The following is a 25494-nucleotide window of genomic DNA, read 5'->3' as shown; positions in this document are numbered from 1 at the left end:
CAGGGAGTTGAGCCGAGCATGCAGTGTCCCAAGTGTCATGCGGCCATGCACACGTACAACCGCAACGGCGTCCAGATCGAGCAGTGCAGCGGCTGCCGCGGGATATTCCTGGACTACGGCGAGCTGGAGTCCCTGACCCGTCTCGAGTCCCAGTGGGTCCAGCCGGCCCCGCCGGCCCCGCCCGCCCCGCAGGCCTACCCGGCACAGCCCGCCGCCCCCGCCTGGGGTGCCCCGCACCACGGTGGCCACCACGGCGGCGGTCACTACCGTCAGCGCGGTTTCGGCCGGATGCTCTTCTCCTCCTGACCGGAGGTGCACCGGGTCTCCCCGGTGCACGAAGAAGCCCCCGGCCGCGAGTGGCGGCCGGGGGCTTTTCAGGTGGTGCGCGATACTGGGATTGAACCAGTGACCTCTTCCGTGTCAGGGAAGCGCTCTCCCGCTGAGCTAATCGCGCGGGTGGTGCACACGAACATTACCCGAGGGCAGTGCGTGCTGCGTGCGCGATACTGGGATTGAACCAGTGACCTCTTCCGTGTCAGGGAAGCGCTCTCCCGCTGAGCTAATCGCGCGGGTCGATCCATGTGGACCGGATCTTCAGTTGTTCTGCGTGCGCGATACTGGGATTGAACCAGTGACCTCTTCCGTGTCAGGGAAGCGCTCTCCCGCTGAGCTAATCGCGCTTGGAGGTGGAGACGGGATTTGAACCCGTGTAGACGGCTTTGCAGGCCGTTGCCTCGCCTCTCGGCCACTCCACCAGGAGTGAATACGGGGGTTCGGGAAGATCCCCCACATCGAGCGGACGACGAGATTCGAACTCGCGACCCTCACCTTGGCAAGGTGATGCTCTACCAACTGAGCCACGTCCGCTTGTCGTTTCCGTTTCGCTTGCGCGTCCCGGCGACGTGTTGAACTCTAGCGGATTCCTGGGCCAGCACAAAAACGCGTTTCCGCAGCGTGCTGACCTGCCCGCCGATCCGGGTGCCCGGCCGGGCGTCCCGGAGGGTTCGCGCCACGTTCACTCGCCGTGTTCCCCGGGTGGCGGGGAGCCTCCCTCGCACACACCCGGTGGCCCCCGTCCGGCCGACCTAGACTCGATGCGTGCACGACCTTGCTCCCCTGGCCCGCTTCGGCGGCCTCGTCGCGACCGACCTCCGGGACGTCACCCACGACCCCGAAGCCCTGGACTCCGCAGGCTTCTGGGCCGTCTGTGCGGACTTCGAGGGGCGACTGACCTGCGCCCGCTTCGGGGACGTACGGCCCGACCCCGTCCCCCTGCCCGTCCCGGGCGCCTGGCGCGGACCCTCCGCCGGCGACTGGACGTCCTCCCTCGACCGCGCCGCGTACATCGCGGGCGTCCGGCGCGTGCGCGAGCACATCGCGCGCGGCGAGGTCTACCAGGCGAACCTCTGCCGGGTGCTGACCGCGCCGCTGCCGGACCCGCCCGCGGCCGACGTCGACGCCCTCACCGCGCTCCTCGCCCGCGGCAACCCCGCCCCGTACGCCGGAACGATCCGCCTGCCCGCCCACGGAGTGGAGGTCGCCACCGCGTCCCCCGAGCTCTACCTCGGCAGGGAAGGGGCGCTGATCTCCTCCGGCCCCATCAAGGGCACCGGACGCACCGCCGCCGACCTCCTCCCCAAGGACCACGCGGAGAACGTGATGATCGTCGACCTGGTCCGCAACGACCTGGGGCGCGTCAGCGACACTGGCACCGTCGCCGTCCCCGCCCTCTGCGCGGTCGAGGAGCACCCCGGACTCGTCCACCTCGTCTCCACGGTCACCGGACTGCTGCGCGAGGACGCCGGCTGGCCCGAGCTGCTCGACGCCACCTTCCCGCCCGGCTCCGTCACCGGCGCGCCCAAGTCGAGCGCGCTGCGGATCATCGAGGCCCTGGAGACCGCCCCCCGCGGTCCCTACTGCGGAGGCGTCGGCTGGGTCGACGCCGACGCGGGCACCGCGCAGCTGGCCGTCGGCATAAGGACCTTCTGGATCGACCGCCCCGAAGGCGTGCTCCGATTCGGCACCGGCGCCGGGATCACCTGGGGTTCGGACCCGGAGCGCGAGTGGGAGGAGACCGAACTCAAGGCGGCCCGGCTGGTCGCGATAGCGTCGGGCGCCTATGAGTCAGGCGCCCTCGAGGCGAGTGGAAAGGCCATTTCTCGATGAAACTCTGGGTCAACGGCGGGCTGCACGAAGCGGAGACCGCCCTGGTCTCCGTGCTGGACCACGGTCTGACCGTCGGCGACGGCATCTTCGAGACGGTCAAGGTGGAGCGCGGCGAGACCTTCGCGCTCACCCTCCATCTGGAGCGCCTCACCCGCTCCGCCCGCGGTCTCGGTCTGCCCGACCCGGACCTCGACGAGGTCCGCCGCGCCTGCGCCGCCGTCGTCGGGACGAACCCGATGGAGCTCGGCCGGCTCCGCATCACGTACACCGGAGGTCTCTCCCCGCTCGGCTCCGAGCGGGGAGACGCCGGGGCCAGCCTGGTGGTGGCCCTCGGGGAGACGGGCCGTCGCGCCGACTCCACCGCGGTGATCACCGTGCCCTGGACCCGTAACGAGCGAGGCGCCCTCACCGGCCTCAAGACCACCTCGTACGCCGAGAACGTGGTCGCCCTCGCCCGGGCGCGTGAGCAGGGGGCGACCGAGGCGCTCTTCGCCAACACCGTGGGCCGGCTCTGCGAGGGCACCGGCTCCAACGTCTTCGTCGTGCTGGACGGCCGGATCCACACCCCGCCCGTCTCCTCCGGCTGTCTCGCGGGCATCACCCGCGCCCTCGCCGTGGAGTGGACCGGCGCACAGGAGACCGATCTGCCGCTGGACGTCCTGGAGAGCGCCGAGGAGATCTTCCTGACCTCGACCCTCCGCGACGTCCAGGCCGTGCACCGCGTCGACGGGCGCGAGCTGACGGCGACGCCCGGACCGGTCACCGCCAAGGCCATGCGGATCTTCGACGAGAACGCCTCCCGGGACCGCGATCCGCGCCTCGCGTAAAACCTGATGACGGACGGCCCCGGGGTGGGTAGAACACCACTGATGACCACCACCCTGCGGCCGGCCGAGCCGCTTCAGCAGAGGCCCGACGGTGGCCGTTCCCGCACCTACGACGTGTGTGTGAACAGCCGCCGTGTCGGTTCCGTCCACCTCTCCACCGACCCCGGCTTCGGAGCCGCCTCCGGAGTGATCGGCCTGCTCCGGGTCGACGAGCCGGACCGGGGGCGGGGCAGGGGCACCGTCGCGGCGCTCGCCTCCGAGGAGGTGCTGCGGGGCTGGGGCTGTGCCGAGGTGCAGATCTCGGTGCCCGCCGAGGCGGCGACGGGGCTGCGGATGGCACGCTCGCTCGGCTACACCGAGCGCAGCCGGAACATGGTCAAGGAGCTGCCCGCCGAGCCGCCGGCCCTGCCGGAGGGCGTCGAGGTGCGGCCGATGACCGATGCCGAGTACGGGGCGTGGGCGGCGCGGTCCAAGGAGGGGTACGCGCAGAGCTGGATCGACCGCGGTGTCCCCGAGGACCAGGCCCGCGCCAAGGCCGAGGGCAGCCACGCGAAGTACCTCCCGGAGGGCCTGGCCACCCCCGGGGTCGCGATCCACGTGGTCGTCCGCGACGGGCGGCCCGCGGGCCACCTGTGGACCGGCCGGATCGAGCTGGAACCGGGGCGGTGGGCGGCCTACGTGTACGACATCGAGGTCGCCGAGGAGCAGCGCGGCCACGGCTACGGCCGGGCGCTGATGCTGCTCGCCGAGCGGGTCGCGCGGGCGGCCGGGGAGACCCTGCTCGGACTGCACGTCTTCGCGGGCAACACCCCGGCGATCCGGCTCTACGAGTCGCTGGGCTACCGCACGACCTACGTCAACAGCGCCAAGGAGCTGCGGTAGGCGAGGGGGCGGTCAGGCGCCCAGGAGACGGTCGGCGATCGCCTCGACGCGCTCGCGCAGGCCGTCCTGGCTCTGGCCCCCGTCCAGACGCTCGCCGTCGATGACATAGGTCGGCGTGCCGGTGACCTTGATCGCCTTGCCCTCGGCCTCGTCCGCGTCGACGGTCAGCAGATGGCGGCCGTCGATCAGGGCGGTGTCGAACTCCTCGGCGTCCAGGCCCAGTTCGGTGGCGACCTCCATCAGTACCGGCTCGCCCCGCTCGCCGAGCTCGGCGGTCCTGGCGAGCAGCGCCTCCGCGTACGGCCAGCCCTTGCCCTGCTCGACGGCCTCCTCGGCGGCCTGCGCGGCCGCGTACGCGTGCTTGTGCTTCGCGAGCGGGAAGTGGCGCAGCTGTACGTCGAGCCGGTCGCCGTACTTCTCGCGGAGCGCGCGGACGTCGTCGAGGGCCTGGAAACAGTCGGGGCACTGGAGGTCGAACCACGCCTCCAGGACGACGGGGGAGACGGGTGCGGTGGTGGAGTCACTCATGACAGCAGTCTCCCTCACGGGGAGGGACGGCTGTCTCGCCACCGGGACCTGGGGAGGAGATCCGGAGGGGACGACCCGGAGATCTCCCTGAGACCGGGCCCTGGACATGGCCCCGGACGGCATCGGCGGTGCAGGATGGAAGGGACGTATCACCCGGCACCTGGAGGACCGCATGCTCGCCGAGACCATTTGCTCCGCGGTGTCCGTGGCGGGCCTCGGCATCGCCGCGATCATGGCGTACCGGAAGCGCTTCCTGTCCGCCGCCCGTACCGCGGCCTACGCCCTGGTGCCGCTCGGTCTGGTGATGACGGGGGCCGTCGAGTGGATCGTGGACACGGCCTTCAGCCCCGTCGCCTGGGCCGGGTTCGGCGTCCTCGGTCTCGCCCTGCTGTTCTTCCTGTCCACCCGCGCCGTCGAGCGGCGCCGGGGCGGCCGCAAGGAGACCACCGGGGGAGCCGAGCGGGGCGCCGTGGCGCCGTCGGCGTCGTCGCCCTCCCGGGCCGTGACGGCGAAGCCGGGGGCCGGCAGCGGCGCCGGAGAGGACTTCAGCGACATCGAGGCGATTCTGAAGAAGCACGGAATCTGACCGCTTCTGGCGATTCCCGTTCCCATGATCCACGGGAAGGGGTGAACTGCCCCTGCGGTGGGGCGTGTTGCGGGATTTCCGGGGTCCCGGGTGCGCCATCATCCCCCCGAGATGCTGGATACCTCGCGGGACGTCGCTCCCGTCGCCACCGATGCCCCTGCCGAAGAGCCGCGCGGCTGCCTGTTCGCGCTCTCCCAGCCACCCCTGATGATCTTTCTCGGGGTGATCGGCTGTCTGCTGCTGATGGCCGCCGTGCACGATCTCTTCGTGCTGTGAGTCCTCGTGCTGTGACTCCTCGTGCCGCGGCGGCCCCGGCCTCAGCCCGCGGCTTCCTTGCGGCGTGCCCGGTACGCGGCCACGTGCAGACGGTTTCCGCAGGTGCGGCTGTCGCAGTAGCGGCGCGAGCGGTTGCGTGAGAGGTCGACGAAGGCCCGGCCGCAGTCCGGCGCCTCGCAGCGCCGCAGCCGCTCCTGCTCGCCCGCCACCACGATGAACGCCAGCGCCATGCCGCAGTCGGCCGCGAGATGGTCCGCCACCGAGGCGCCCGGGGCGAAGTAGTGCACGTGCCAGTCGTAGCCGTCGTGGTCGGTGAGCTGGGGCGTGGTGCCCGCTCCCGCCACCAGCTGGTTGATCAGGGGGGCCGCGATCCGGGCCTCGGGCGCGGAGAAGACCGCGGCGAACTTCTCGCGTACCTCCCGCACGGCGCGCAGGTCGTGGGGGCCCAGCTCGCCCACGCCGCTGATCTTGTGCGCGAGCACGAAGCTCTGCAGTCCCGGGATGTCCGCGAGCTCGTCGACGCGGTCGCCCTGGGGCGCGGTGTTCATCAGATCGACGACGGTGTCGAGGGCGATCCGGGTGTCGTGAGGGATCAGCACGATTCGCTCCCTGGCCGGCCGCGGGCGGGTGCCCGCGGAATGGCGCTGACTTTAGCGCGACCGGGAAAAGGACAACGGCGCCCACCACCGCGCCGGCTGCGCGGTGGGGAGCGCCGGAGTCGTGCCTATGTGACTGCCCGCGCGGCGCCGTCGCCCCGAGTCGGACGGCGCCGTGCGGCTCTCGGCCTGGCTCAGCTGTCGGCCAGGATGTGGGAGAGCTCCGTATCGAGATCGAAGTGCCGGTGCTCGGTGCCCGGTGGCACGGCGGCGTCGGTCCGCTTCAGGAACGACTCCAGGGCCCTCGCCGGGGCCTCGAGCAGGGCTTCTCCTTCGGGGGAACTCAGCGCGATGCAGACGACTCCCTGACCGTGACTACGGGATGGCCAGACGCGGACGTCGCCCGTGCCGGTGGGCCGGTGCAGCCCCTCGGCGAGAAGGTCGCGGGCGAAGACCCACTCGACCGTCTCCTCGGCTCCGGTGTGGAAGGTGGCGTGCACGGCATAGGGATCGGCCGTGTCATACCGCAGGCCCGCGGGTACAGGCAGTGAGGACTCGCTCGACACAACGAGGCGCAGGTGCAGCTCGCAGCTGACCGTGGTGTTCATAAGCGCCAGGGCCTTTCGCTCAGTGTGCGCTCGGGGATTCGCACGTCGGCGAAATCGACATGCCACCTCCGGTGCCGTTGTAAACCCCTCTGTCGGTTTTGTGATCGTTCAGGTAGCTCGGACGGGTGCGTGTGACCTGCGGTAATACCGCCATTCCGGTGGGGGCTCCGCGTCCGGTAGGTTGGGGAGCATGAATGCGGAGAGTGACGAGCGCACCGGGGAGTCCGCAGACGGCCAGGAAGCCGAACTGGGATCCCGCGCACCGGAGTTCATCAAGTCCCGGCGAGGCCTGCATCTGAGCTGGCAGGTCGGTGTCTTCATCGTGGGACTCGCCGTGGTCGGCGCCGGGGTGGTCATGCTGCCGCTCCCGGGGCCCGGCTGGCTGGTCATCTTCGGCGGCATGGCGATCTGGGCGACCGAGTTCGTCTGGGCACAGCTCGTGCTCCGCTGGACCAAGCGCAAGGTCACCGAGGCCGCCCAGCGCGCCCTCGACCCCAAGGTCCGGCGAAGGAACATCATCCTCACCACCGTCGGCCTGGTGATCATCGCCGCCCTGCTCGGCGTCTACCTGTGGAAGTTCGGCTTCGTCATGCCGTGGAAGATCGACGAGTGACCCTGGGATGGTTCGGGAGCCCCGCTGACATGCGGTAATGTTTGCGGTGCACCGGGGCGATTAGCTCAGTGGGAGAGCACTTCGTTCACACCGAAGGGGTCACTGGTTCGAACCCAGTATCGCCCACCACCCGGTCCGAAGGCCCGAGACGGAACACCGTCTCGGGCCTTCGGCGTCCCGCCCCGCCGCGGATCACCGCATCCGCGCCACCCGGTCCCGAAGCCTCCGGGCGTCCCGGAGCCGCTGCTCGTACGTGGCGCCCACCGCGAGCAGCAGGAGCCCGGCGAGAGCCGGCGGCAGCCAGCGCGGCAGCGCGCCCACCGCCTGCACCACGTACGGCGCCAGCTCGTGCAGCCCGTCCAGGGCGAGCACCGTACCGCCGAGGACCAGCAGCGCCTGGAGCCGGAAGCGCGCACCCAGCAGGGTCACCACCAGGGCCGCGACCCCCAGGACCAGCGGGCGCACCCACTCCGGGTCCGTCCAGGCCGCGAAGAGGCTCGGCAGCAGCGTCGCCGCGAGACCGGGGCCGTACGCGGTCCAGGAAGAGGCCTCCGGGTCCCGGCCCCGCCGCAGGAACCCGACCACGAGGGCCGGCACGGTCACCGGCAGCGTGTACGCCTCCGGGGTCGCCACCTCCCAGACCGCGAGCCGTACCCAGGTGGCCGACAGGAACAGCGCGGCCGCCGTCCACGCGGCGAACCGCCGCCGCTCCGGCCGTACGGCCGTCGCCGCCGCGATCACCCCGCCGAGGGCCAGGGCGAGCGCGAGGAACGCCGGCCGCGACGCCGCGATCCCGAGGGCGAGCAGCCCCACGGCCCCGCCCGTGATCTCGGTCGCGAGGGCGACCGGGCGCGGAGCCCGGGCGCCGACGGCCGCGGTGGCCGCCGGGACGAGCAGGAGGGCGAGCGCCGTCCAGTGGTCCTCGAACCCGCCGGCGGCCGCCACCGCGAAGACGAGGCCCGTCGCCGTGAGCACCGCCCCGCAGGCGGAGACGACGCGGCGCGCGTCCACACCGAGCACGGCGACGGCGGAACAGAGTCCGAGCACCACTCCGAGCGCGAGGAACGTGGCCACCCGGACGTCCAGGGACAGGGCGACCGCGCTCACGGCGGAGGCGAGCCCCCCGGCGTACGCGCTCCACCCGAGGACGGTCCCGGGCGCGGCCGCGGGGGCCTGCGTCCGGGGCCGGACGGGCGCCCAGCCGGGCCAGGGGGCCCCGGGCACGCCGGCCGGAGGGGCGGCAGGACCGGCGGCCGCCGGACCGGAGGGAGCGGCGGAGGGGGCGGTGACCGGAGGGGTCGGCGCGCCGGGGCCCGACTCCGCTCCGGGCGCACCGGAGCGCCCGCCCGGTGCCGCGGTCGTGCGCAGGCCGCGGGTCGCCGGGCCCGGACGGACGGCGATCCACAGCGCCGCCGCGCTCGTCAGGAGCTGGAGGGCGAGCGTCGCCGCGAACGGCAGGCCGAGGGAGACCGGCAGCGCGGTCAGGAGCGCCCAGACGAGGGCGAGGGCCCCGCAGCGGGCCCACAGGCGGGGGAGGGCCGCGAGTACGGCGGCGGCCACCGCCAGGACGAGGACGGCCGTCCCCGGGTACGAGGCCGGCGCGTGTTCGGCGTGCTCGCCCGACCAGACCTCCGTCGTCCGGGCCACCGGCCCGAGGAGCCCCGCCACCACCGGCGGCAGCGCCCACACGACCCCGAGGGCCGCCGTCGCGGCCCCGGCGCAGGCGAGACCCAGGCGGACGCCGGCCGGGAGCCGTGCCCCGGCGGTGTCCGCAGTGGAGCCGCCGGGGAGCATCCCCGCCTCCGGCGCCGGAGCGCTCGCCGAGGTCGTGCCGGCCGTCCCCGTCCGCAGCCACCACACCGACGCCGCCGCCAGCCCGCACAGCACGTACCCCGGCACCGCCCAGTCCGCCGGGACGGCGGCGCGCAGCAGGCCGCCGACGGCCGTCACCGCCGCCAGACCCGCGACCGCCGAAGCCGCCACCGCGAGCGCGGGCCTGCGCCACGCGAGGTACAGCGTCACCGCCGCGCCCGCCAGGAGCAGCGGCGCTCCGTCCCACGGCGAGGTGAGCGAGAGCAGCCCGCCCGTCAGGAGCGCCCAGCCGCCGAGGGCCACCGCACCGGTGACCGCCGTGATCCGGACCGGAGCGGGCCGGGCCCACAGCACCACCGCACCGTCGGCCGCGGCCGTGAGCAGCGCCGCCCACGCGAAGGCGGTCGACCCGCCGCCGGCCGCGAGCACGCCGAGCGGCAGCGGCAGCTGCCCCGCGACCACGGCCACCGGCAGCGGGACGCGCAGCCGGGACAACGCCGAGCCGTACGCCGTCCACGCGGCCGCGAGGACCGCGGCGGCCACCGCCGCGTACCCGAGCCCGTCCGTTTCCGGCAGCGCGACCCGGTGCAGCGCGTACGCGTCGAGCACCATCAGGACCATGCCGAGCGCCGCCACCGCCTCGGCCGTCGACACCAGGCTCCGGCGCAGCAGCGCCACCGGCGCCACCAGCGCCGCCGCGGTCACCGCGGACAGCACCGCCGCGCGGCCGCCGATCCCCATCGACCCCCAGCTCACCAGGGTGAAGGCGATCGCCGCGATCGTCAGCAGGGTGCCGCCGAGCGTCAGCAGCACGTTCTGCGCGCCGCGGGGCGTGGAGTCCGCCACCGGCGGGCGCGGGGGAAGCGCCGCCGACGCGGCCGGCGCGTGGAGGACCCGGATCAGCCAGGCCCGCCGGGCCAGCAACTGGGACCGGCGTGCGTCGAGTTGGGCCAGCTCACGGTCGACGAGCACCAGCTCGTCCGCGGGCGGCAGGGAGTTGTCCATGTCCGGAGTGTGGCCCCGCACACATCCGGCGGGAATGCGTCCCCGTACTCATCTTCCGGTTCCCCCCGGCCTGAGTACCCCCACACTGGGGGCATGGACTGGTGCCGGTACCGCTTCCGGAGCGTCTGGCGGATCGCCGCCCCGCCGGACGCCGTCTACGCCGTGCTCGAACGCGCCGAGGAGTACCCCCGCTGGTGGCCCCAGGTCCGCCGGGTCGTGCCCGTCGACGGCACCACCGGCACCGCCCGCTTCCGCTCCCTGCTCCCGTACGACATCGACGTCACGGTCCGCGCCCTGCGCGGCGACCCCGCCGCCCGGGTCCTGGAGGTCGGACTGGAAGGGGACCTGGAGGGCTGGGCCCGCTGGACCGTCGTGCCGGAAGGCGCCGGTGCCCGCGCCGTGTACGAGCAGGAGGTCGAGGTACGCGCCCGCCTCCTGAGGCTCCTCGCCGTCCCCGGACGGCCCGTCTTCCGCGCCAACCACGCCCTGATGATGCGGGCAGGGAGACGGGGACTCGCCACCTACCTGCGATCGGTTTGAAGAGAGGGCTCGAAGCCCTGTATGGTTCAACCCGTTCCCGGGCGATTAGCTCAGCGGGAGAGCACTTCGTTCACACCGAAGGGGTCACTGGTTCGATCCCAGTATCGCCCACCGGGTAGAGGCCGGTCCGTCGAAAGACGGACCGGCCTCTGTCATGTGTCAGGCCGCCGTGCCCAGTTCCAGTCGCAGCGGCCACGACGGGTCCACCGTCTCCGGCGTCCCCTGCCGGCTGAACCACGCCTGGAGCCCCCGCGCCTGTGCCGCGTGCCACACCGCCTGAAGCGTGTGGAGCTCCGCCGGCGTCAGCCGCTCGAGCCGGGACGAGAAACGCCGCGCCACCGCCCGTACGACGTCGAGCGCCGCCGTCGCGTCCGCCGCCGCGTCGTGCGCCCCGGCCAGCTCCACCTCGTAGTGCGCGCACAGGTCCGTCAGCGTGCGACGGCCCTTCCGGTAGCGGTCCAGATGCTTGTCCAGGACCCGCGGGTCGAGGACGCACAGCGGGGTGCTCGCCAGATAGTCGCCGAGCGTGGACGCCCGGTGCCTGCGCAGCTCGCGGTCGAGGATCGTCAGATCGAACGGGGCGTTCATCACCACCAGCGGACGCCCCGCCGCGATCTGCTCCGCCAGCGCGCGCGCCAGCTCCTCCATCACCGGAGCGGGCCACCGGCCGTTGCGCTGGAGGTGATCGTCCGTCAGTCCGTGCACGGCCGTGGCCCCCTCGGGCACCGGTATGCCCGGGTTGACCAGCCAGCGCGTCACGCGCGGCCGCGCCCCCGCCGTGTCCTGTACGACGAGTGCGGCGGACACGATCCGGTCGCCCTCGACGTCGACTCCCGTGGTCTCCGTGTCGAAAGCGGCCAGGGGCCCTTCGTACCAGTGCATCGTCATCCCTGAACTCCTCGCACACGTGCGGCAGATGGCCAACCCCCTGCCCCGAAACGGTGATACCCGGACTGTTTGCGTCGTACGCGGACCGGTCACAACACAAGGGACGGGGAAGGAAAACGACATGGCGCTCGCCCAGCCCGAGTCGGGAGGGCTGCCGCCCCAGCGGCTGGCACCGACGCGCGGCTCACTCGCCACCACCGCCTGCATGGAGACCCTTCAGGTGGGATACCTGCACGCCGTCGCCGCCGCGGCCGGCTGCTCGCTGTCCCAGCCCTTTCCGGACAACGGCATCGACTGGCACGTGAGTCACGGCTCTCCCGGCCACACCGTCGACGACGAGGTGACCGTCAAGGTGCAGCTCAAGTGCACCTACCAGATACCGCCGCGACCGCCCGGAAGCACCTTCTCGTTCACCCTCGACAACGACCACCTGGTGAAACTCGCCAGGACCCCGGTGGCCGTGCACAAGATCCTGGTCGTGATGCTCGCCCCGAGGTCGCAGGACGACTGGCTGCGAGCGAGCCACGACCGGCTCGACCTGCGGCACTGCTGCTACTGGACCAACCTGGCCGGACACCCGGTCACGGGACGCCGCCGGACCACCGTGCGCATCCCGACGACACGGATCTTCGACGACCGGGCGCTCTGCGAGATCATGACCCGGGTCGGCGTGGGAGGGAGACCTTGATGCACCGACCGATCGACGAACCGGGATACGGGGAGGACGGGGGCAGGGCCGGGCGCGGCCCCGCCCCCGTCCCCCCGCCCTACCGGCCCCATCCGGCACCCGGCGACACCCCCGGCCCCTGGACGGGGGTGCCCGCCCCGCCCGCCGGACCCTGGGCCGAGAGCCAGGGCGCACCCGACCCCGGCCGGGTCGACCCGCGCGTCCTCGGCGCCCTCCTCGCCCGCCACGGGTGGCGCCGGCGCGGCGGGGCGGCCGGCCGCTACAGCCGCTGGACCCCGCCGGGCAGCGGCACCGGCACCAGCCTCCTCGTCCCGGAGAGCCGCGCCTTCCCGGACTGCGAGGACCTGATCGGCGAGGCACTCACCGCCCTCGCCCGCAGCGGCACGCCCTCCGCCCGCGAGGTCCTCACCGGCCTCGCCGTGCCCAGCGACGAGATCCGCTGGTGGCGCGACGTGCCCCCGGGCCCCGCCGGCACCGTCCCCTGGACCGTGCAGGAACAGCTCAGGTCCGCCGCCCGCCAGCTCCTCCTCGCCGGCGCCCTCGCCGTCCGGGGCCGGGCCGGCTACTACGGCGCCAGACACCGGCGCCCCGCCCAGGCCTCCCTGGAGACCGTCGTCGTCGGCGCGGCCCCCGGCGGGCGCGGCCTCACCGCCTTCCTGCCCGTCGAGCCGGGACGCCCGATCGCCGTCCGGCTCTACCACGCGCTCCACGCGGCCCGCGAGGCCACCGACTACCAGCGGGCCACCGGTGGCATGGAGGCCTTCGACGCCGCCGTCGAGGCGGGCGTCAGCCGCGAACTCACCGAGGCCCTCGTCGCGCTGGTCCGCGGGACCGAGGGCGCCCGCATCGGCCTGGCCTGGTCCCCGTCCGCCGGGTCGCCCCAGGGCTGCGCCGCCCGGCCCGAACCGGTCGAGTTCTCACCGGGCGACCTGCCCGCCCTGCGCGAGGCGAGCGCCCGGTACCTGACCGACGAGCCCTCCGTGCCGGTCCGGCTCACCGGCGCCGTCGTCCGCATGCGCCGTTCCGGGCCGCGCGGCGAGGGCACCGTCCGGCTGCGGGTGCTCGGCGGTGCGGAGGTCCCGCACGTCCGGGTCCGCCTCGACGAGGAGGCGTACCGCACCGCGGGCCACGCCCATCTCGTCGGTCTCCCGATCCGAGTGGTCGGCCGGCTGGAGAGCCGGGGCGGATTCCGCCGCCTCACCGACGCGTCCGGGGTCGTCCCCGTGCAGGTCGACGAGACGGAACGGGACCGGCTGATGAAGTCGATCCAGGGGAACGCCGACAGCGCGGACTTCTTCGAGGAGGAGTGCGAGCCGGACGAGGGATAGCCGGGGACCTGCGACGAGCAGGGAGAAACCGTTTCGCGGGCGGCTCGGTCGCCTCGGTAGGATCAGCGGTGCGCGGCACCTCGTCTCTGTCGCGCACCGCCGGCGCCGGCACCTCGTGTCTGCTTGCGCCCCTATGTACGGAGTACCCGTGTCTGAAGTCCGTGTGACCGTCCAGTCCGCCTCGGAAGCAGAGGAGAGGGCGGTGAGCGCGGGCACCACCGCCGGCGCCCTGTTCGCCGACGACCGCACCGTCATCGCCGCCCGCGTGGCCGGCGAGCTGAAGGACCTGTCGTACGAGCTCGCCGAGGGCGATGTCGTCGAGGGCGTCGAGATCTCCTCCCCGGACGGTCTCGACATCCTGCGCCACTCGACCGCGCACGTCATGGCCCAGGCCGTGCAGGAGCTCTTCCCCGAGGCCAAGCTGGGCATCGGCCCGCCGGTCCGGGACGGCTTCTACTACGACTTCGACGTCGAGAAGCCCTTCACTCCCGAGGACCTCAAGGTCATCGAGAAGAAGATGCAGGAGATCCAGAAGCGCGGCCAGCGCTTCGCCCGCCGCGTGGTGACCGACGAGGACGCCCGCGCCGAGCTGGCGGACGAGCCGTACAAGCTGGAGCTCATCGGCATCAAGGGCTCCGCGTCCACCGACGACGGTGCCAGCGTCGAGGTGGGCGGCGGCGAGCTGACCATCTACGACAACATCGACGCCAAGACCGGCGACCTGTGCTGGAAGGACCTCTGCCGCGGTCCGCACCTGCCCACCACCCGGAACATCCCGGCGTTCAAGCTGATGCGCAACGCCGCCGCCTACTGGCGCGGCAGCGAGAAGAACCCGATGCTCCAGCGCATCTACGGCACCGCCTGGCCGTCGAAGGAGGAGCTGAAGGCCCATCTCGACTTCCTCGCCGAGGCCGAGAAGCGCGACCACCGCAAGCTCGGCAACGAGCTCGACCTCTTCTCCATCCCGGACGAGATCGGCTCCGGCCTCGCGGTCTTCCACCCCAAGGGCGGCATCATCCGCCGGGTCATGGAGGACTACTCGCGCAAGCGCCACGAGGAGGAGGGCTACGAGTTCGTCTACTCGCCGCACGCCACCAAGGGCAAGCTGTTCGAGAAGTCCGGTCACCTCGACTGGTACGCCGAGGGCATGTACCCCCCCATGCAGCTCGACGAGGGCGTGGACTACTACCTCAAGCCCATGAACTGTCCGATGCACAACCTGATCTTCGACGCGCGCGGCCGCTCGTACCGTGAACTGCCGCTGCGCCTGTTCGAGTTCGGCACCGTGTACCGGTACGAGAAGTCGGGCGTCGTGCACGGCCTGACCCGCGCCCGCGGCTTCACCCAGGACGACGCGCACATCTACTGCACCAAGGAGCAGATGGCGGAGGAGCTCGACAAGACCCTCACCTTCGTCCTGAACCTGCTGCGCGACTACGGCCTGACCGACTTCTACCTGGAGCTGTCCACCAAGGACCCGGAGAAGTTCGTCGGCTCGGACGAGATCTGGGAGGAGGCCACCGCGGTCCTCCAGCAGGTCGCCGAGAAGCAGGGCCTCCCGCTCACCCCCGACCCGGGCGGCGCCGCGTTCTACGGCCCGAAGATCTCGGTGCAGGCGCGCGACGCCATCGGCCGCACCTGGCAGATGTCGACCGTGCAGCTCGACTTCAACCTGCCGGAGCGCTTCGACCTGGAGTACACCTCCCCGGACGGCACCAAGCAGCGCCCGGTCATGATCCACCGCGCGCTGTTCGGCTCGATCGAGCGCTTCTTCGCGGTGCTCCTGGAGCACTACGCGGGCGCGATGCCGCCGTGGCTGGCCCCCGTCCAGGCGACCGGCATCCCGATCGGCGACGCGCACGTCGACTACCTGCACGAGTTCGCCGCCAAGGCGAAGAAGCAGGGCCTGCGGGTCGAGGTCGACTCCTCCTCGGACCGGATGCAGAAGAAGATCCGCAACGCGCAGAAGCAGAAGGTCCCGTTCATGATCATCGCGGGCGACGAGGACATGGCCGCCGGCGCGGTCTCCTTCCGCTACCGCGACGGTTCGCAGGAGAACGGCATCCCCGCCGACGAGGCCATCGCCAAGATCGCCAAGATCGTCGAGGACCGCGTCCAGGTCTGACCCGCCGATCGCACGGGCTCAGGAGGCCCCCGGGGTACCACCCGGGGGCCTCTTCTCGTCCTCCCGCCTGAACGCCTGGATCAGCCAGGACGAGAACGAACCCGTGACGGCCCCGATCAGGGCGACACCGCAGGCCATCATGCCCACCGCGATGAACCGTCCGATCGGGGTCACCGGGGTGACGTCGCCGTACCCCACCGTCGTCAGCGTCTCGGCGGCCCACCAGAGGGCGTCGCCGAAGGTGCGGATCGTGGCCCCCGAGGCGCCGCGCTCGTGCTGGTAGACGGCGAGCGCGCCCGCGAAACCGAGCAGGGCGACCGTGAGACTGGAGTAGGCCATGACACGGGCGTAGAGGGTCAGGCGCGGCTTGTCGCGGCGGCGCTGGATCCGCTCGTAGATCGTCACCATCTGCAGCGGCCGCAGCAGCGGCAGCAGCAGCACCATCGTGCCCAGGAGGTGCGAGCGGACGAAGCGCAGCGGACCGAGGCCGCTGAGCCGGAGCCGCACCACGTAGTCGACGACGAAGACGCCCCACGACCCGAGCGTGACCGCCAGGCAGAGGTCCAGCCAGACCTGGTCCATGCCGTTGGCGAGCACCCGTACCGTGTACCCGACGAGGAAGAGCAGGGATGCCACCGCGAGCGGCACCTCCATGCGACGGTCCCAGCGCTCCTGCTCCTCCGGCCTCACGTCCATCGGATCAGCATCGCCGGGAGCGGGGAAGCTTTGCCCCGGCGACACGTTCCGAACGGGCGACGCAATATGCTGCACAGCATGACGACTGAGCCGGAGCAGCAGATCGGAGTCGGGACGCGGGACGCGTTCCAGCGCCTGTGGACGCCTCACCGGATGGCGTACATCCAGGGCGAGAACAAGCCGACCGGTCCGGGCGCCGAGGACGGCTGTCCGTTCTGCTCGATTCCGTCGAAGTCGGACGAGGACGGTCTGGTCGTCGCACGGGGCGAGAGCGTGTACACGGTGCTCAACCTGTACCCGTACAACGGTGGCCACCTCATGGTCGTCCCCTACCGCCATGTCGCCGACTACACGGACCTGGACGCGGCGGAGACGGCCGAGCTCGCCGACTTCACCAAGCGCGCGATGGTCGCCCTGCGCGCGGCCTCCGGTGCCCACGGCTTCAACATCGGCATGAACCAGGGCGCCGTCGCGGGCGCCGGCATCGCCGCCCACCTGCACCAGCACGTGGTGCCGCGCTGGGGCGGGGACACCAACTTCATGCCGGTCGTCGGGCACACCAAGGTGCTGCCCCAGCTCCTCGCCGACACCCGGAAGATGCTGGCCGACGCCTGGCCGGCCGCCGTCTGATCCGTATGTGAGCGGTACGACGAGGGGCCCGGGCCACGATCGTGGCCCGGGCCCCTCGTCATACGGCCGGGTCGTGCGCGCGGTCCGCGTCAGGCGTCGTAGACGTCGGCCTTCCGGGGGGCCGGCTCCTGGACGCCGCCACTGAGGATCAGCGAGCGGTTGGTGAAGCGCTCCGTGTCCACACCGTGCTCGTCGAGCATCTTGAGGGTGGCGGAGTGGACCGCCCGGAGGACCGGCGTCGCCATCCTTATGGCGTCGTCGGCCATGAAGCGGTTCTTCCAGAGCGGACCGGCCCAGACGTGCCGCAGCCCGAAGGGCTCGGGCAGGACCATCTTGCCGCCGAGGAACTCCAGGACCGGCGGGTACCAGGTGAGCGGGGCGCGCACCGCGAGCCGCACGATGTCGTCGGTCTCCAGCAGCGGCTGCTGGATCTCCCTGGTCTCCCAGAAGCGGACGGTCTTGGAGACCTCCTTCGTCTTGGCCTTCGGCTTCGTCGTGAAGAGGCCGTGCACCGGGCCCAGCGCGTGGCCGGTGACCTCGATCCTGAGCGTGTGGTGGAGCGAGGTCACCGTCACCATCATCGTGAGGACGAGGTTCCCGTCCCAGAGGGTGAACTGCACCCCGAGGTAGTGGCGGTTGCCCGCGCCGAACTGCTGGTCGTTGCAGATGCGCTGTATCTCGTGCGGCTTGACCTGGAAGTGGACGATGCTGTCGCCCTCGGGGCGGGTGACCTCGTCGGCGCCCTCGCCGACCGCGGAGACGATCCAGTGCTTGACGGTCGGCTTCGGGAAGCCGGTCTTGAGGGAGCCGCGCTCGAGCAGCGTGAGCTGGTCGTGGATCTTGCGGACGACGTCCCAGGCGCGGAAGTCGTGGATCTCCCGGCCGGCCTGGGGGATGAGCTCCTCCGCCAGGGTCCAGCTGCCCCATCTGGTGCCCAGACCGAGGACGCCCTTGGAGCCGGCGTAGAAGGCGATGTTGGACTGCTGCTCGGCCGAGAGCTTCTCCAGGTTCACCCGGAGCTCCTCCGCCGACTTCTCGCCGGGGTCCTGGGGCACGGACTTGGGGACCTGGGGGCCGGCGCCGCCGCCGCTGAGCAGGCCGGTCCAGCGCTCCCGCAGGTCGACGGCGGAGGTCTCGCAGATCCTGCGGGCGAGGAACCAGCCGACGACCGGGGCCACGATCATCGCGCGCACGTAGTTCGGCAGGAGTCCGTCGAAGGGCAGCTTGAGCAGGACGAGGGCGGCGAGGATCCCGGCCGCCCACAGGACGACGGTGCCGATGAGGCTGGTCCGCTTGTTCTCGGAGCCGGCCGCGACCCGGCGGAGGTGGACGACACCGAGCCAGATCAGCAGGCCGGGCAGGAACAGGACACCGCAGACGAAGGTGACCAGGGTCAGCCTGGCGTCCCGCTGCCGGCGGATGTGGGTGGCCGCGAGGCAGTGCTCGACGACGGGCTGGGGTTCGGCGCCGAAGGACTGGATGAGGGCCTTGCGGCCGCCGCCGAGCATCCGCACCTGGACGGCACGGGAGAAGGCCTCACCGAGGTCGGGACGGAAGAGCTTCTCCCACTTCCCGCCCTTGACGGCCGTCTTGTAGAGGTCGTTGTCGGCCTCCTGAATCGTCTTGAGCGGGCTGTCCCGGTACGCGGCGGACGCGAGCGCGTTCGTCGCGCCCGTACCACCGCCCGTACCCATGAGGGGAACCTGCGCCCCGGGTCCGAAGCCATCGATCGCCACTGCCGCCCCCATCGCGCGCGAGTATCTGTGCGGGCTGTTCCCAACTGCCGTGCCCCGCACACCTTCTGAGCTGGGCACCACAGCGTAACCGGGGACCGTCGTCTGCGTCACCGCCTGTGGATATCGCGGCCGAATGCCGTCCGCCCGGCGTGTGCCGGGCGGACGGTCACCGCTGTCGCTCCGTCAATCAGGAGCGCTTTCAGGCCTGTTCGCGGACCTTCCCGGCGAGGTGCGAGGGCATCGGCTCGTGCCGTACGTACGCACGGTCGAACCGGCCGGTGCCGTGCGAGACCGACCGCAGGTCGATCGCGTACCGCCCGATCTCGATCTCCGGCACCTCGGCCCGGACCAGGGTCCGCCCCGGACCCGCCTGTTCGGTACCGACGACCCGGCCCCGCCGACCCGACAGATCGCTCATCACCGGACCCACGTACTCGTCCGGCACCAGCACCTGGACCTCGGCGACCGGCTCCAGGAGATGGACCGCGACCTCGGCGGCCGCCTCGCGGAGCGCGAGCGCCCCGGCCGTCTGGAAGGCGGCGTCGGAGGAGTCCACCGAGTGGGCCTTGCCGTCCTTCAGGGTGACCCGGATGTCGACGAGCGGATAGCCCGCGGCGACCCCCCGCGCGGCCTGGGCCCGTACGCCCTTCTCGACGGAGGGCACGAACTGGCGGGGGACCGCCCCGCCGACGACCTTGTCGACGAACTCGATGCCGCTGCCCGGCGGGAGCGGCTCCACCTCGATCTCGCAGATGGCGTACTGGCCGTGGCCGCCGGACTGTTTGACGTGCCGTCCCCGGCCCGCCGAGGCGCTGCCGAAGGTCTCGCGCAGCGCCACCTTGTAGGGCACGGCGTCGACCTGCACGCCGTACCGGCCCCGGAGGCGTTCGAGGACGACGTCCTGGTGGGCCTCGCCCAGACACCACAGCACCACCTGCCGGGTGTCCTGGTTCTGTTCGAGACGCAGGGTCGGGTCCTCGGCGACCAGCCGCGCCAGACCCTGCGAGAGCCGGTCCTCGTCGGCCTTGCCGTGGGCCTGGACGGCGAGCGGCAGCAGTGGTTCCGGCATGGTCCACGGCGCGATCAGCAGCGGATCGTCCTTGGCGGAGAGGGTGTCGCCGGTCTCGGCGCGGCCGAGCCTGGCCACACAGGCCAGGTCCCCGGCGATGCACTCCGCCATGGGGCGCTGCTGCTTGCCGAAGGGGGAGGTGAGGCCGCCGAGCCGCTCGTCGACGTCATGGTCCTCGTGGCCCCGGTCGGTCAGGCCGTGGCCGGAGACGTGGACGGTCTCGTCGGGGCGGAGGGTGCCGGAGAAGACCCGGACCAGGGACACCCGGCCCACATAGGGGTCCGAGGTGGTCTTGACGATCTCGGCGACCAGCGGCCCCTCGGGGTCGCAGGTGATCGGGGGCCGGGGTCGCCCGTCCGGGGTGGTCACGGCGGGCGGCTCGTGTTCCAGGGGGGACGGGAAACCGCCGGTGATCAGCTCCAGGAGCTCCAGGGTGCCCAGGCCCTGGGTGCCCCCGCCCGCGGCGGGGGCGGCGGCGAGGACCGGGTGGAAGGCGCCCCGGGCGACGGCCTTCTCCAGGTCGTCGACGAGCGTCTTCGCGTCGATCGTCCCGCCGCCGAGGTAGCGGTCCATGAGGGTCTCGTCCTCGCTCTCGGCGATGATCCCCTCGATCAGCCGGGCGCGGGCGTCGGCGACGAGTTCTCGCAGGCCCTCGTCGGGCGGGCCCTCCCGGCGTACCCCCGTGGAGTAGTCGAAGACCTGTTCCGAGAGCAGGCCGATCAGACCGGTGGTGGGCGCGTGCCCGTCGGCGCCCTCGTCGCCGCGCACCGGGAGGTAGAGGGGGAGGACGGCGTCCGGGTCGTCGTGGCCGAAGAGGGAGCCGCAGACGGCGGTGAGTTCGCCGAAGTCGGTGCGAGCGGTGTCGAGGTGGGTGACGACGATGGCGCGGGGCATGCCGACGGCGGCGCACTCCTCCCAGATCATCCGGGTGGAGGCGGCGATCGCGTCGGCCTCCTGGGCGGCAGAGACGACGAAGAGGGCCGCGTCCGCGGCGCGCAGACCGGCCCTCAGTTCCCCGACGAAGTCGGCGTACCCGGGGGTGTCCAGCAGATTGATCTTGTACCCGTCCCAGTCGACCGGAACGAGGGAGAGCTGTACGGAGCGATGCTGACGGTGCTCGATCTCGTCGTAGTCGGAGACGGTGCCGCCGTCCTCGACCCGACCCGCCCGGTTCAGCGCCCCGGCGGTCTGCGCGAGCGCCTCCACCAGGGTCGTCTTGCCGGATCCGCTGTGGCCGACCAGCACCACGTTCCGCACGGCCGCGGGCCGGTCGGCCGTCAAGGCCCTGCCGGCGGCCCCGGCGGCCGTGTTCGCCTTGTCACCCATGATGTGTTCCTCCCGGCTGCTCGCACGGTGCGGCGGGATGCGGGCGCGGGGGAGTGGCGTGTCGCGGTACGGCTCCGGCGGTGCCCGCGGTGTTCTTCGAGCTTTGCACCGACGCCAGGACCCGTCCATACGTCGTACGGCGCCGGGTCGCCTCCGCCGCGCCGGCACGTCCATCCGTCGTACTCGGGAGGGTCCTCGGGGGGACGCCGACGCGGCGGGGCGGGTGCCCGCCCGTACGCCGGGGCGCGCGTGGCTACGATGGGTGAGCCGGTGGTCGTAGGGGCCGCGCGGCCCACCGAACCTCGGGAAGGCCATGCTGAACAAGTACGCGCGTGCATTTTTTACGCGTGTCCTCACACCGTTCGCCGCGTTTCTGCTCCGCAGGGGCGTCAGCCCCGACGCGGTCACGCTCATCGGCACGGCGGGAGTGATGGCCGGTGCGCTGGTCTTCTTCCCCCGCGGGGAATTCTTCTGGGGCACCATCGTCATCACGCTCTTCGTCTTCTCCGACCTCGTCGACGGCAACATGGCCCGGCAGGCGGGGATCTCCAGCCGCTGGGGCGCCTTCCTCGACTCGACGCTCGACCGGGTCGCCGACGGCGCCATCTTCGGCGGCTTCGCCCTCTGGTACGCGGGCAAGGGCGACGACAACGTGCTGTGCGCCGTGGCGATCTTCTGCCTGGCGAGCGGTCAGGTCGTGTCGTACACCAAGGCCCGTGGCGAATCGATTGGCCTGCCCGTCGCCGTCAACGGTCTGATCGAACGCGCCGAACGGCTCGTGATCTCGCTGGTGGCCGCCGGACTCGCCGGCCTCCACACCTTCGGGGTGCCCGGGGTCGAGATCCTGCTCCCGATCGCCCTGTGGATCGTGGCCGTCGGCAGCGCCGTGACCCTGGGGCAGCGCGTGGTGACCGTACGGCGTGAATCGGCCGAGGCGGACGCCGCCGCGGCCGGGGGGAGCGGGGCGACGACGTGAGCACACTCAAGGACAGACTGAGCGACGGGCTGTACGGCGCCGGCTGGGCGACCGTCAAGAAGCTGCCCGAGCCGGTGGCCGCCGGCCTCGGCCGGCGGATCGCCGACTTCGCGTGGAAGCGGCGAGGCAAGAGCGTCCTGCGCCTGGAGTCCAACCTCGCGCGCGTGGTGCCGGACGCCGGCCCCGAGCGGCTCGCCGAGCTGTCGAAGGCCGGCATGCGCTCGTACATGCGGTACTGGATGGAATCGTTCAGGCTGCCGACCTGGAGCACGGAGCAGGTCGAGCGCGGGGTGGACATCAAGGGCGTCCACCATCTCCAGGACGGCCTCGCCGCCGGGCGCGGCGTCATCCTGGCACTGCCGCACCTGGCGAACTGGGACCTGGCCGGGGTGTGGGTGACCCGCTGTCTCGGCGTGCCGTTCACGACCGTCGCGGAGCGGCTCAAGCCGGAGACGCTGTACGACCGTTTCGTCGCCTACCGCGAGTCCCTCGGCATGGAGGTCCTCCCGCACACCGGGGGCTCCGCCTTCGGCACGCTGGCGCGCCGGCTGCGGGCGGGCGGTCTGATCTGCCTGGTCGCCGACCGCGACCTGTCGGCCTCCGGTACCGAGGTCACGTTCTTCGGCGACACCACGAGGATGCCGGCCGGCCCCGCGATACTCGCCCAGCAGACCGGTGCGCTGCTCCTGCCGGTGACGCTCTGGTACGACGACACGACGGTCATGAGAGGGCGCATCCACGCCCCCGTGGACGTACCCGAGTCGGGTACGCGGGACGAGAAGACGTCCGTGATGACCCAGGCGCTGGCCGACGCGTTCGCCGGTGGCATCGCGGACCATCCGGAGGACTGGCACATGCTGCAACGACTGTGGCTCGCGGATCTCGAGGAGCGCCCGGAACCCGCCGTGGGCGCCGAGCCGGGCGGGGAGCGCGTCGAGTGAAGATCGGGATCGTCTGCCCGTACTCGTGGGACGTGCCGGGCGGCGTCCAGTTCCACATCCGGGACCTCGCCGAGCATCTCGTCCGGCTCGGCCACGAGGTGTCCGTCCTCGCGCCCGCCGACGAGGAGACCCCGCTGCCGCCGTACGTCGTCTCGGCCGGCCGGGCCGTCCCCGTGCCGTACAACGGCTCGGTCGCGCGGCTCAACTTCGGTTTCCTCTCGGCCGCGCGGGTCCGCCGCTGGCTGCACGACGGCACCTTCGACGTCGTCCACATCCACGAGCCGACCTCCCCGTCCCTGGGGCTGCTGACGTGCTGGGCGGCGCAGGGGCCGATCGTGGCCACCTTCCACACCTCGAACCCGCGCTCCCGGGCCATGATCGCCGCGTACCCGATCCTCCAGCCCGCCCTGGAGAAGATCAGCGCCCGGATCGCGGTCAGCGAGTACGCGCGCCGCACGCTCGTCGAGCACCTCGGCGGAGACGCCGTCGTCATCCCCAACGGCGTCGACGTGGACTTCTTCGCGCGCGCCGAGCCGAAGAAGGAGTGGCAGGGCGAGACCCTCGGCTTCATCGGCCGGATCGACGAGCCGAGGAAGGGCCTGCCCGTCCTCATGCGGGCGCTGCCCAGGATCTTCACCGAGCGGCCCGGAGCACGGCTCCTCGTCGCCGGGCGCGGGGACGAGGAGGAGGCGGTCGCCTCGCTGCCGCGCGAGATGCGCTCCCGGGTCGAGTTCCTCGGCATGGTCAGCGACGAGGACAAGGCGCGGCTGCTGCGGAGCGTCGACGTGTACGTGGCGCCCAACACCGGCGGTGAGAGCTTCGGCATCATCCTCGTCGAGGCGCTGTCGGCCGGTGCGCCGGTCCTCGCCTCCGACCTGGACGCCTTCGCGCAGGTCCTCGACCAGGGAGCGGCGGGCGACCTCTTCGCCAACGAGGACGCCGACGCGCTCGCCGACGCGGCGATCCGCCTCCTCGGCGACGAGGAGCGCCGCGCGGGACTGAGCGCCCGGGGCTCGGCCCATGTGCGGCGCTTCGACTGGTCGACGGTCGGCGCGGACATCCTCGCGGTCTACGAGACGGTGACGGACGGCGCGGCGGCCGTGGACACGGACGAACGCGTGGGGCTGCGGGCGCGGCTGGGGCTGTGACGATCGGCGCGGCCCCCGCGGTGGGGCCGCGCCGACCGCCCCCTCGTGTGCCCACCGTCCCGCAGCGCGGAACGGCGGGCACACGGGACGACGCGCCCGGCGGCGTTCCGCCCCTCGTGCCCGGACCCGCACCCGAGGGGCGCGGGTCCCTGCCCGGTCCGGGGCGCCGTTCCGTTCCGCCGCGGCCGGGTCGGCGCTTGCGAGGCCACCCCCGCCGCCCACGTGATTGCCACGCCGTGCCGCGGGCAGGCACCCTCCATGATCTCTGTGCGACAGCTCGACCTCGGGCACTTCACCCGTCCCGCCGCCGAGTGGGGCGGCTCCCACCCGCGCGTGGAGCCCGTACTCGGGTATCTCGTGCGGCACGCGCGCGGGAGCCTGGTCTTCGACACCGGGATGGGCACCGGTTCCCCGGAGACGGACGCCCACTACCGGCCCGTCCGGCACCCGCTCACCCTCGGTCCCGCCGACGTGGACCTCGTCGTCAACTGCCACCTGCACTTCGACCACATCGGCGGCAACCAGCGCTTCCCCGACACCCCCGTCCTCGTCCAGCGCAAGGAGCTCGCCACGGCGCGCGCCGGCGGGTACACCATCGACTCCCTCCTGCCCGGAGTCCGGTACGAGGAGCTCGACGGCGAGCACGAGATCGCGCCCGGTGTACGGATCGTGCCGACGCCCGGCCACACCGAGGGCCACCAGTCGCTGTTCCTCGACCACGGCGACCGCGTGACCGTCCTCGCCGGTCAGGCGTACGACTTCGCGGCCGAGTTCGGCCTCCCGTACCGCCCCTGGCTCGACCGGCTCGCCGAACTCGCCGCCGGCCGCCCCGCGCGTGTCCTGTTCGCGCACGACCGCGACCTTCGGGAAGGGGTGCTGCCGCCGCCCCGGTAGCCTTTCCGCCCGTGACCGAAACCCTGATCTGGACCGTCGTCGCGCTGATCCTCATCGGCGTCTACCTCAGCTGGACCGCCGGCCGCCTCGACCGGCTGCACTCCCGTATCGACGCCGCTCGCGCGGCCCTGGACGCGCAGTTGCTGCGCCGGGCCTCGGTCACCCAGGAGCTGGCCACCTCCGGTGTGCTCGACCCGGCCGCCTCGATCGTGCTGTACGAGGCCGCGCACGCCGCGCGGCAGGCCGAGGAGGACCACCGGGAGGTCGCCGAGAGCGAGCTCAGCCAGGCGCTGCGGGCCGTGTTCGGCGAGCCGGAGCAGATGGAGCTCGTTCGGGAGGCGCCCGGTGGTGAGGAGGCCGCGGGCGAGCTGGCCCAGGCCGTCCGGCGGGTGCCGATGGCGCGCCGTTTCCACAACGACGCCGTACGGGCCGCCCGCGCCCTGCGCCGCCACCGCACGGTCCGCTGGTTCCGGCTCGCGGGTCACGCCCCCTTCCCGCTGGCCTTCGAAATGGACGACGAGCCGCCGGTGGCCCTTGCTGATCGTCCGGCCTGACGCCCACGGCCTGCGAAAACGATCCACCGGGTCCACATTGGCCCTTGCTGTGGACC

General features: G+C 72.4%; 25 protein-coding genes and 7 tRNA genes. 19 read left to right on the top strand and 13 right to left on the bottom strand.

Translation table 11 applies throughout. From position 1 onward, the window contains the following. Nucleotides 1-18: 18 nt before the first annotated feature. Nucleotides 19-306, top strand: coding sequence for a TFIIB-type zinc ribbon-containing protein (locus IE311_RS16145; protein ID WP_189832367.1), 288 nt, complete (start codon nucleotides 19-21; stop codon nucleotides 304-306). A 73-nt stretch (nucleotides 307-379) separates the two neighbouring features. Here IE311_RS16145 and IE311_RS16140 read toward each other — a convergent pair. From IE311_RS16140 to IE311_RS16120, 5 genes are all read right to left on the bottom strand, one after another. After that, nucleotides 380-454, bottom strand: a tRNA-Val gene (locus IE311_RS16140). Nucleotides 455-497: 43 nt separating this feature from the next. Then, nucleotides 498-569, bottom strand: a tRNA-Val gene (locus tag IE311_RS16135). Nucleotides 570-608: 39 nt separating this feature from the next. Then, a tRNA-Val gene (locus IE311_RS16130) sits at nucleotides 609-680 on the bottom strand. 1 nt (nucleotide 681) lies between these two features. Then, a tRNA-Cys gene (locus IE311_RS16125) sits at nucleotides 682-755 on the bottom strand. Nucleotides 756-794: 39 nt separating this feature from the next. Further along, nucleotides 795-867 (bottom strand) — tRNA-Gly (locus IE311_RS16120). Nucleotides 868-1098: 231 nt separating this feature from the next. Here IE311_RS16120 and IE311_RS16115 point away from each other — a divergent pair. Genes IE311_RS16115 through IE311_RS16105 form a run of 3 tightly spaced genes read left to right on the top strand, consistent with a single transcriptional unit; the run spans nucleotide 1099 to nucleotide 3875 of the window. Continuing rightward, on the top strand, nucleotides 1099-2166 hold the full coding sequence (locus tag IE311_RS16115) for a chorismate-binding protein (protein WP_189832366.1): 1068 nt from the start codon (nucleotides 1099-1101) through the stop codon (nucleotides 2164-2166). Next, the gene (locus IE311_RS16110) at nucleotides 2163-2993 is read left to right on the top strand and encodes an aminotransferase class IV (protein WP_189832365.1); all 831 of its coding nucleotides are present in this window, start codon (nucleotides 2163-2165) and stop codon (nucleotides 2991-2993) included. The genes IE311_RS16115 and IE311_RS16110 overlap by 4 nt, the downstream gene beginning before the upstream one ends. Nucleotides 2994-3035: 42 nt before the next feature. After that, on the top strand, nucleotides 3036-3875 hold the full coding sequence (locus IE311_RS16105) for a GNAT family N-acetyltransferase (RefSeq protein WP_189832364.1): 840 nt from the start codon (nucleotides 3036-3038) through the stop codon (nucleotides 3873-3875). A gap of 12 nt (nucleotides 3876-3887) precedes the next feature. Here IE311_RS16105 and IE311_RS16100 read toward each other — a convergent pair whose 3' ends face one another. Further along, complete coding sequence (locus tag IE311_RS16100; RefSeq protein WP_189832363.1) at nucleotides 3888-4403, bottom strand: DsbA family protein; 516 nt, start codon at nucleotides 4401-4403, stop codon at nucleotides 3888-3890. A gap of 172 nt (nucleotides 4404-4575) precedes the next feature. Here IE311_RS16100 and IE311_RS16095 point away from each other — a divergent pair, with 172 nt between their 5' ends. Further along, nucleotides 4576-4989 carry a hypothetical protein gene (locus tag IE311_RS16095; protein WP_189832362.1) on the top strand — a complete coding sequence of 138 codons (414 nt, stop codon included), beginning with the start codon at nucleotides 4576-4578 and terminating at the stop codon, nucleotides 4987-4989. A gap of 111 nt (nucleotides 4990-5100) precedes the next feature. Next, nucleotides 5101-5265 (top strand): hypothetical protein, encoded by a 165-nt coding sequence (locus IE311_RS16090; RefSeq protein ID WP_189832361.1) that lies wholly within the window; start codon nucleotides 5101-5103, stop codon nucleotides 5263-5265. Nucleotides 5266-5306: 41 nt separating this feature from the next. On the opposite strand, the gene IE311_RS16085 is transcribed toward IE311_RS16090, so the two are convergent. Beyond that, nucleotides 5307-5864, bottom strand: a complete 558-nt coding sequence (locus IE311_RS16085; protein WP_189832360.1) for a CGNR zinc finger domain-containing protein — start codon at nucleotides 5862-5864, stop codon at nucleotides 5307-5309. A 191-nt stretch (nucleotides 5865-6055) separates the two neighbouring features. Further along, a complete protein-coding gene (locus IE311_RS16080) occupies nucleotides 6056-6469 on the bottom strand; it encodes an SsgA family sporulation/cell division regulator (RefSeq protein ID WP_015032345.1) in 414 nt (137 codons plus the stop codon). Nucleotides 6470-6659: 190 nt separating this feature from the next. Here IE311_RS16080 and IE311_RS16075 point away from each other — a divergent pair, with 190 nt between their 5' ends. Beyond that, on the top strand, nucleotides 6660-7082 hold the full coding sequence (locus IE311_RS16075) for a TIGR02611 family protein (RefSeq protein ID WP_073914771.1): 423 nt from the start codon (nucleotides 6660-6662) through the stop codon (nucleotides 7080-7082). Between the two features lie 54 nt (nucleotides 7083-7136). After that, nucleotides 7137-7211, top strand: a tRNA-Val gene (locus IE311_RS16070). 63 nt (nucleotides 7212-7274) lie between these two features. Here IE311_RS16070 and IE311_RS16065 read toward each other — a convergent pair. Next, entirely contained in the window at nucleotides 7275-9899 is a 2625-nt protein-coding gene (locus IE311_RS16065) for an SCO7613 C-terminal domain-containing membrane protein (RefSeq protein WP_189832359.1), read from the bottom strand. A gap of 93 nt (nucleotides 9900-9992) precedes the next feature. Here IE311_RS16065 and IE311_RS16060 point away from each other — a divergent pair, with 93 nt between their 5' ends. Then, nucleotides 9993-10439 carry an SRPBCC family protein gene (locus tag IE311_RS16060; protein WP_189832358.1) on the top strand — a complete coding sequence of 149 codons (447 nt, stop codon included), beginning with the start codon at nucleotides 9993-9995 and terminating at the stop codon, nucleotides 10437-10439. 39 nt (nucleotides 10440-10478) lie between these two features. After that, nucleotides 10479-10550 (top strand) — tRNA-Val (locus IE311_RS16055). A gap of 48 nt (nucleotides 10551-10598) precedes the next feature. Here the strand turns inward: IE311_RS16055 and IE311_RS16050 are convergent. Next, entirely contained in the window at nucleotides 10599-11327 is a 729-nt protein-coding gene (locus IE311_RS16050; RefSeq protein WP_189832357.1) for a 3'-5' exonuclease, read from the bottom strand. A 121-nt stretch (nucleotides 11328-11448) separates the two neighbouring features. Between IE311_RS16050 and IE311_RS16045 the strand changes: the two genes are divergently transcribed. The 3 genes from IE311_RS16045 (at nucleotide 11449) to thrS (ending at nucleotide 15468) form a co-directional block, all read left to right on the top strand. Beyond that, complete coding sequence (locus IE311_RS16045; protein WP_189832356.1) at nucleotides 11449-12015, top strand: DUF4365 domain-containing protein; 567 nt, start codon at nucleotides 11449-11451, stop codon at nucleotides 12013-12015. Next, nucleotides 12015-13343: a serine/threonine-protein kinase gene (locus tag IE311_RS16040; protein WP_189832355.1), complete on the top strand. Its 1329-nt coding sequence runs from the start codon at nucleotides 12015-12017 to the stop codon at nucleotides 13341-13343. Before IE311_RS16045 ends, IE311_RS16040 begins: the two co-directional genes overlap by 1 nt. Nucleotides 13344-13491: 148 nt before the next feature. Beyond that, on the top strand, nucleotides 13492-15468 hold the full coding sequence (gene thrS, locus IE311_RS16035) for a threonine--tRNA ligase (RefSeq protein ID WP_189832354.1): 1977 nt from the start codon (nucleotides 13492-13494) through the stop codon (nucleotides 15466-15468). Between the two features lie 18 nt (nucleotides 15469-15486). Here the strand turns inward: thrS and IE311_RS16030 are convergent, their stop codons facing one another. Next, on the bottom strand, nucleotides 15487-16164 hold the full coding sequence (locus IE311_RS16030) for a potassium channel family protein (RefSeq protein ID WP_189832353.1): 678 nt from the start codon (nucleotides 16162-16164) through the stop codon (nucleotides 15487-15489). A 66-nt stretch (nucleotides 16165-16230) separates the two neighbouring features. Here IE311_RS16030 and IE311_RS16025 point away from each other — a divergent pair, with 66 nt between their 5' ends. Continuing rightward, the gene (locus tag IE311_RS16025; protein ID WP_189832352.1) at nucleotides 16231-16794 is read left to right on the top strand and encodes an HIT family protein; all 564 of its coding nucleotides are present in this window, start codon (nucleotides 16231-16233) and stop codon (nucleotides 16792-16794) included. An 89-nt stretch (nucleotides 16795-16883) separates the two neighbouring features. Here the strand turns inward: IE311_RS16025 and IE311_RS16020 are convergent, their stop codons facing one another. Both IE311_RS16020 and IE311_RS16015 read right to left on the bottom strand, forming a co-directional pair. Continuing rightward, nucleotides 16884-18542 (bottom strand): hypothetical protein, encoded by a 1659-nt coding sequence (locus tag IE311_RS16020; RefSeq protein ID WP_189832351.1) that lies wholly within the window; start codon nucleotides 18540-18542, stop codon nucleotides 16884-16886. Nucleotides 18543-18729: 187 nt separating this feature from the next. Next, nucleotides 18730-20925, bottom strand: a complete 2196-nt coding sequence (locus IE311_RS16015; protein ID WP_189832350.1) for an elongation factor G-like protein EF-G2 — start codon at nucleotides 20923-20925, stop codon at nucleotides 18730-18732. Nucleotides 20926-21238: 313 nt separating this feature from the next. Here IE311_RS16015 and pgsA point away from each other — a divergent pair, with 313 nt between their 5' ends. The 5 genes from pgsA (at nucleotide 21239) to IE311_RS15990 (ending at nucleotide 25438) form a co-directional block, all read left to right on the top strand. After that, nucleotides 21239-21901: a phosphatidylinositol phosphate synthase gene (pgsA, locus tag IE311_RS16010; protein WP_073914727.1), complete on the top strand. Its 663-nt coding sequence runs from the start codon at nucleotides 21239-21241 to the stop codon at nucleotides 21899-21901. Continuing rightward, nucleotides 21898-22842: a phosphatidylinositol mannoside acyltransferase gene (locus IE311_RS16005; RefSeq protein WP_189832349.1), complete on the top strand. Its 945-nt coding sequence runs from the start codon at nucleotides 21898-21900 to the stop codon at nucleotides 22840-22842. Before pgsA ends, IE311_RS16005 begins: the two co-directional genes overlap by 4 nt. Further along, entirely contained in the window at nucleotides 22839-23990 is a 1152-nt protein-coding gene (locus IE311_RS16000; protein ID WP_189832348.1) for a glycosyltransferase family 4 protein, read from the top strand. The genes IE311_RS16005 and IE311_RS16000 overlap by 4 nt, the downstream gene beginning before the upstream one ends. Before the next feature lie 258 nt (nucleotides 23991-24248). Beyond that, nucleotides 24249-24884: an N-acyl homoserine lactonase family protein gene (locus tag IE311_RS15995; protein ID WP_189832347.1), complete on the top strand. Its 636-nt coding sequence runs from the start codon at nucleotides 24249-24251 to the stop codon at nucleotides 24882-24884. A gap of 11 nt (nucleotides 24885-24895) precedes the next feature. Then, nucleotides 24896-25438 carry a hypothetical protein gene (locus IE311_RS15990; protein ID WP_189832346.1) on the top strand — a complete coding sequence of 181 codons (543 nt, stop codon included), beginning with the start codon at nucleotides 24896-24898 and terminating at the stop codon, nucleotides 25436-25438. The last annotated feature ends 56 nt before the right edge of the window (nucleotides 25439-25494 follow it).

The sequence above is a fragment of the Streptomyces zaomyceticus genome (assembly GCF_014656215.1).
GTDB classification, from domain to species: Bacteria; Actinomycetota; Actinomycetes; order Streptomycetales; family Streptomycetaceae; genus Streptomyces; species Streptomyces zaomyceticus.
The sequence above is the reverse complement of the archived record's forward strand: the minus strand, read 5'-3'. Positions and strand labels throughout refer to the sequence as shown.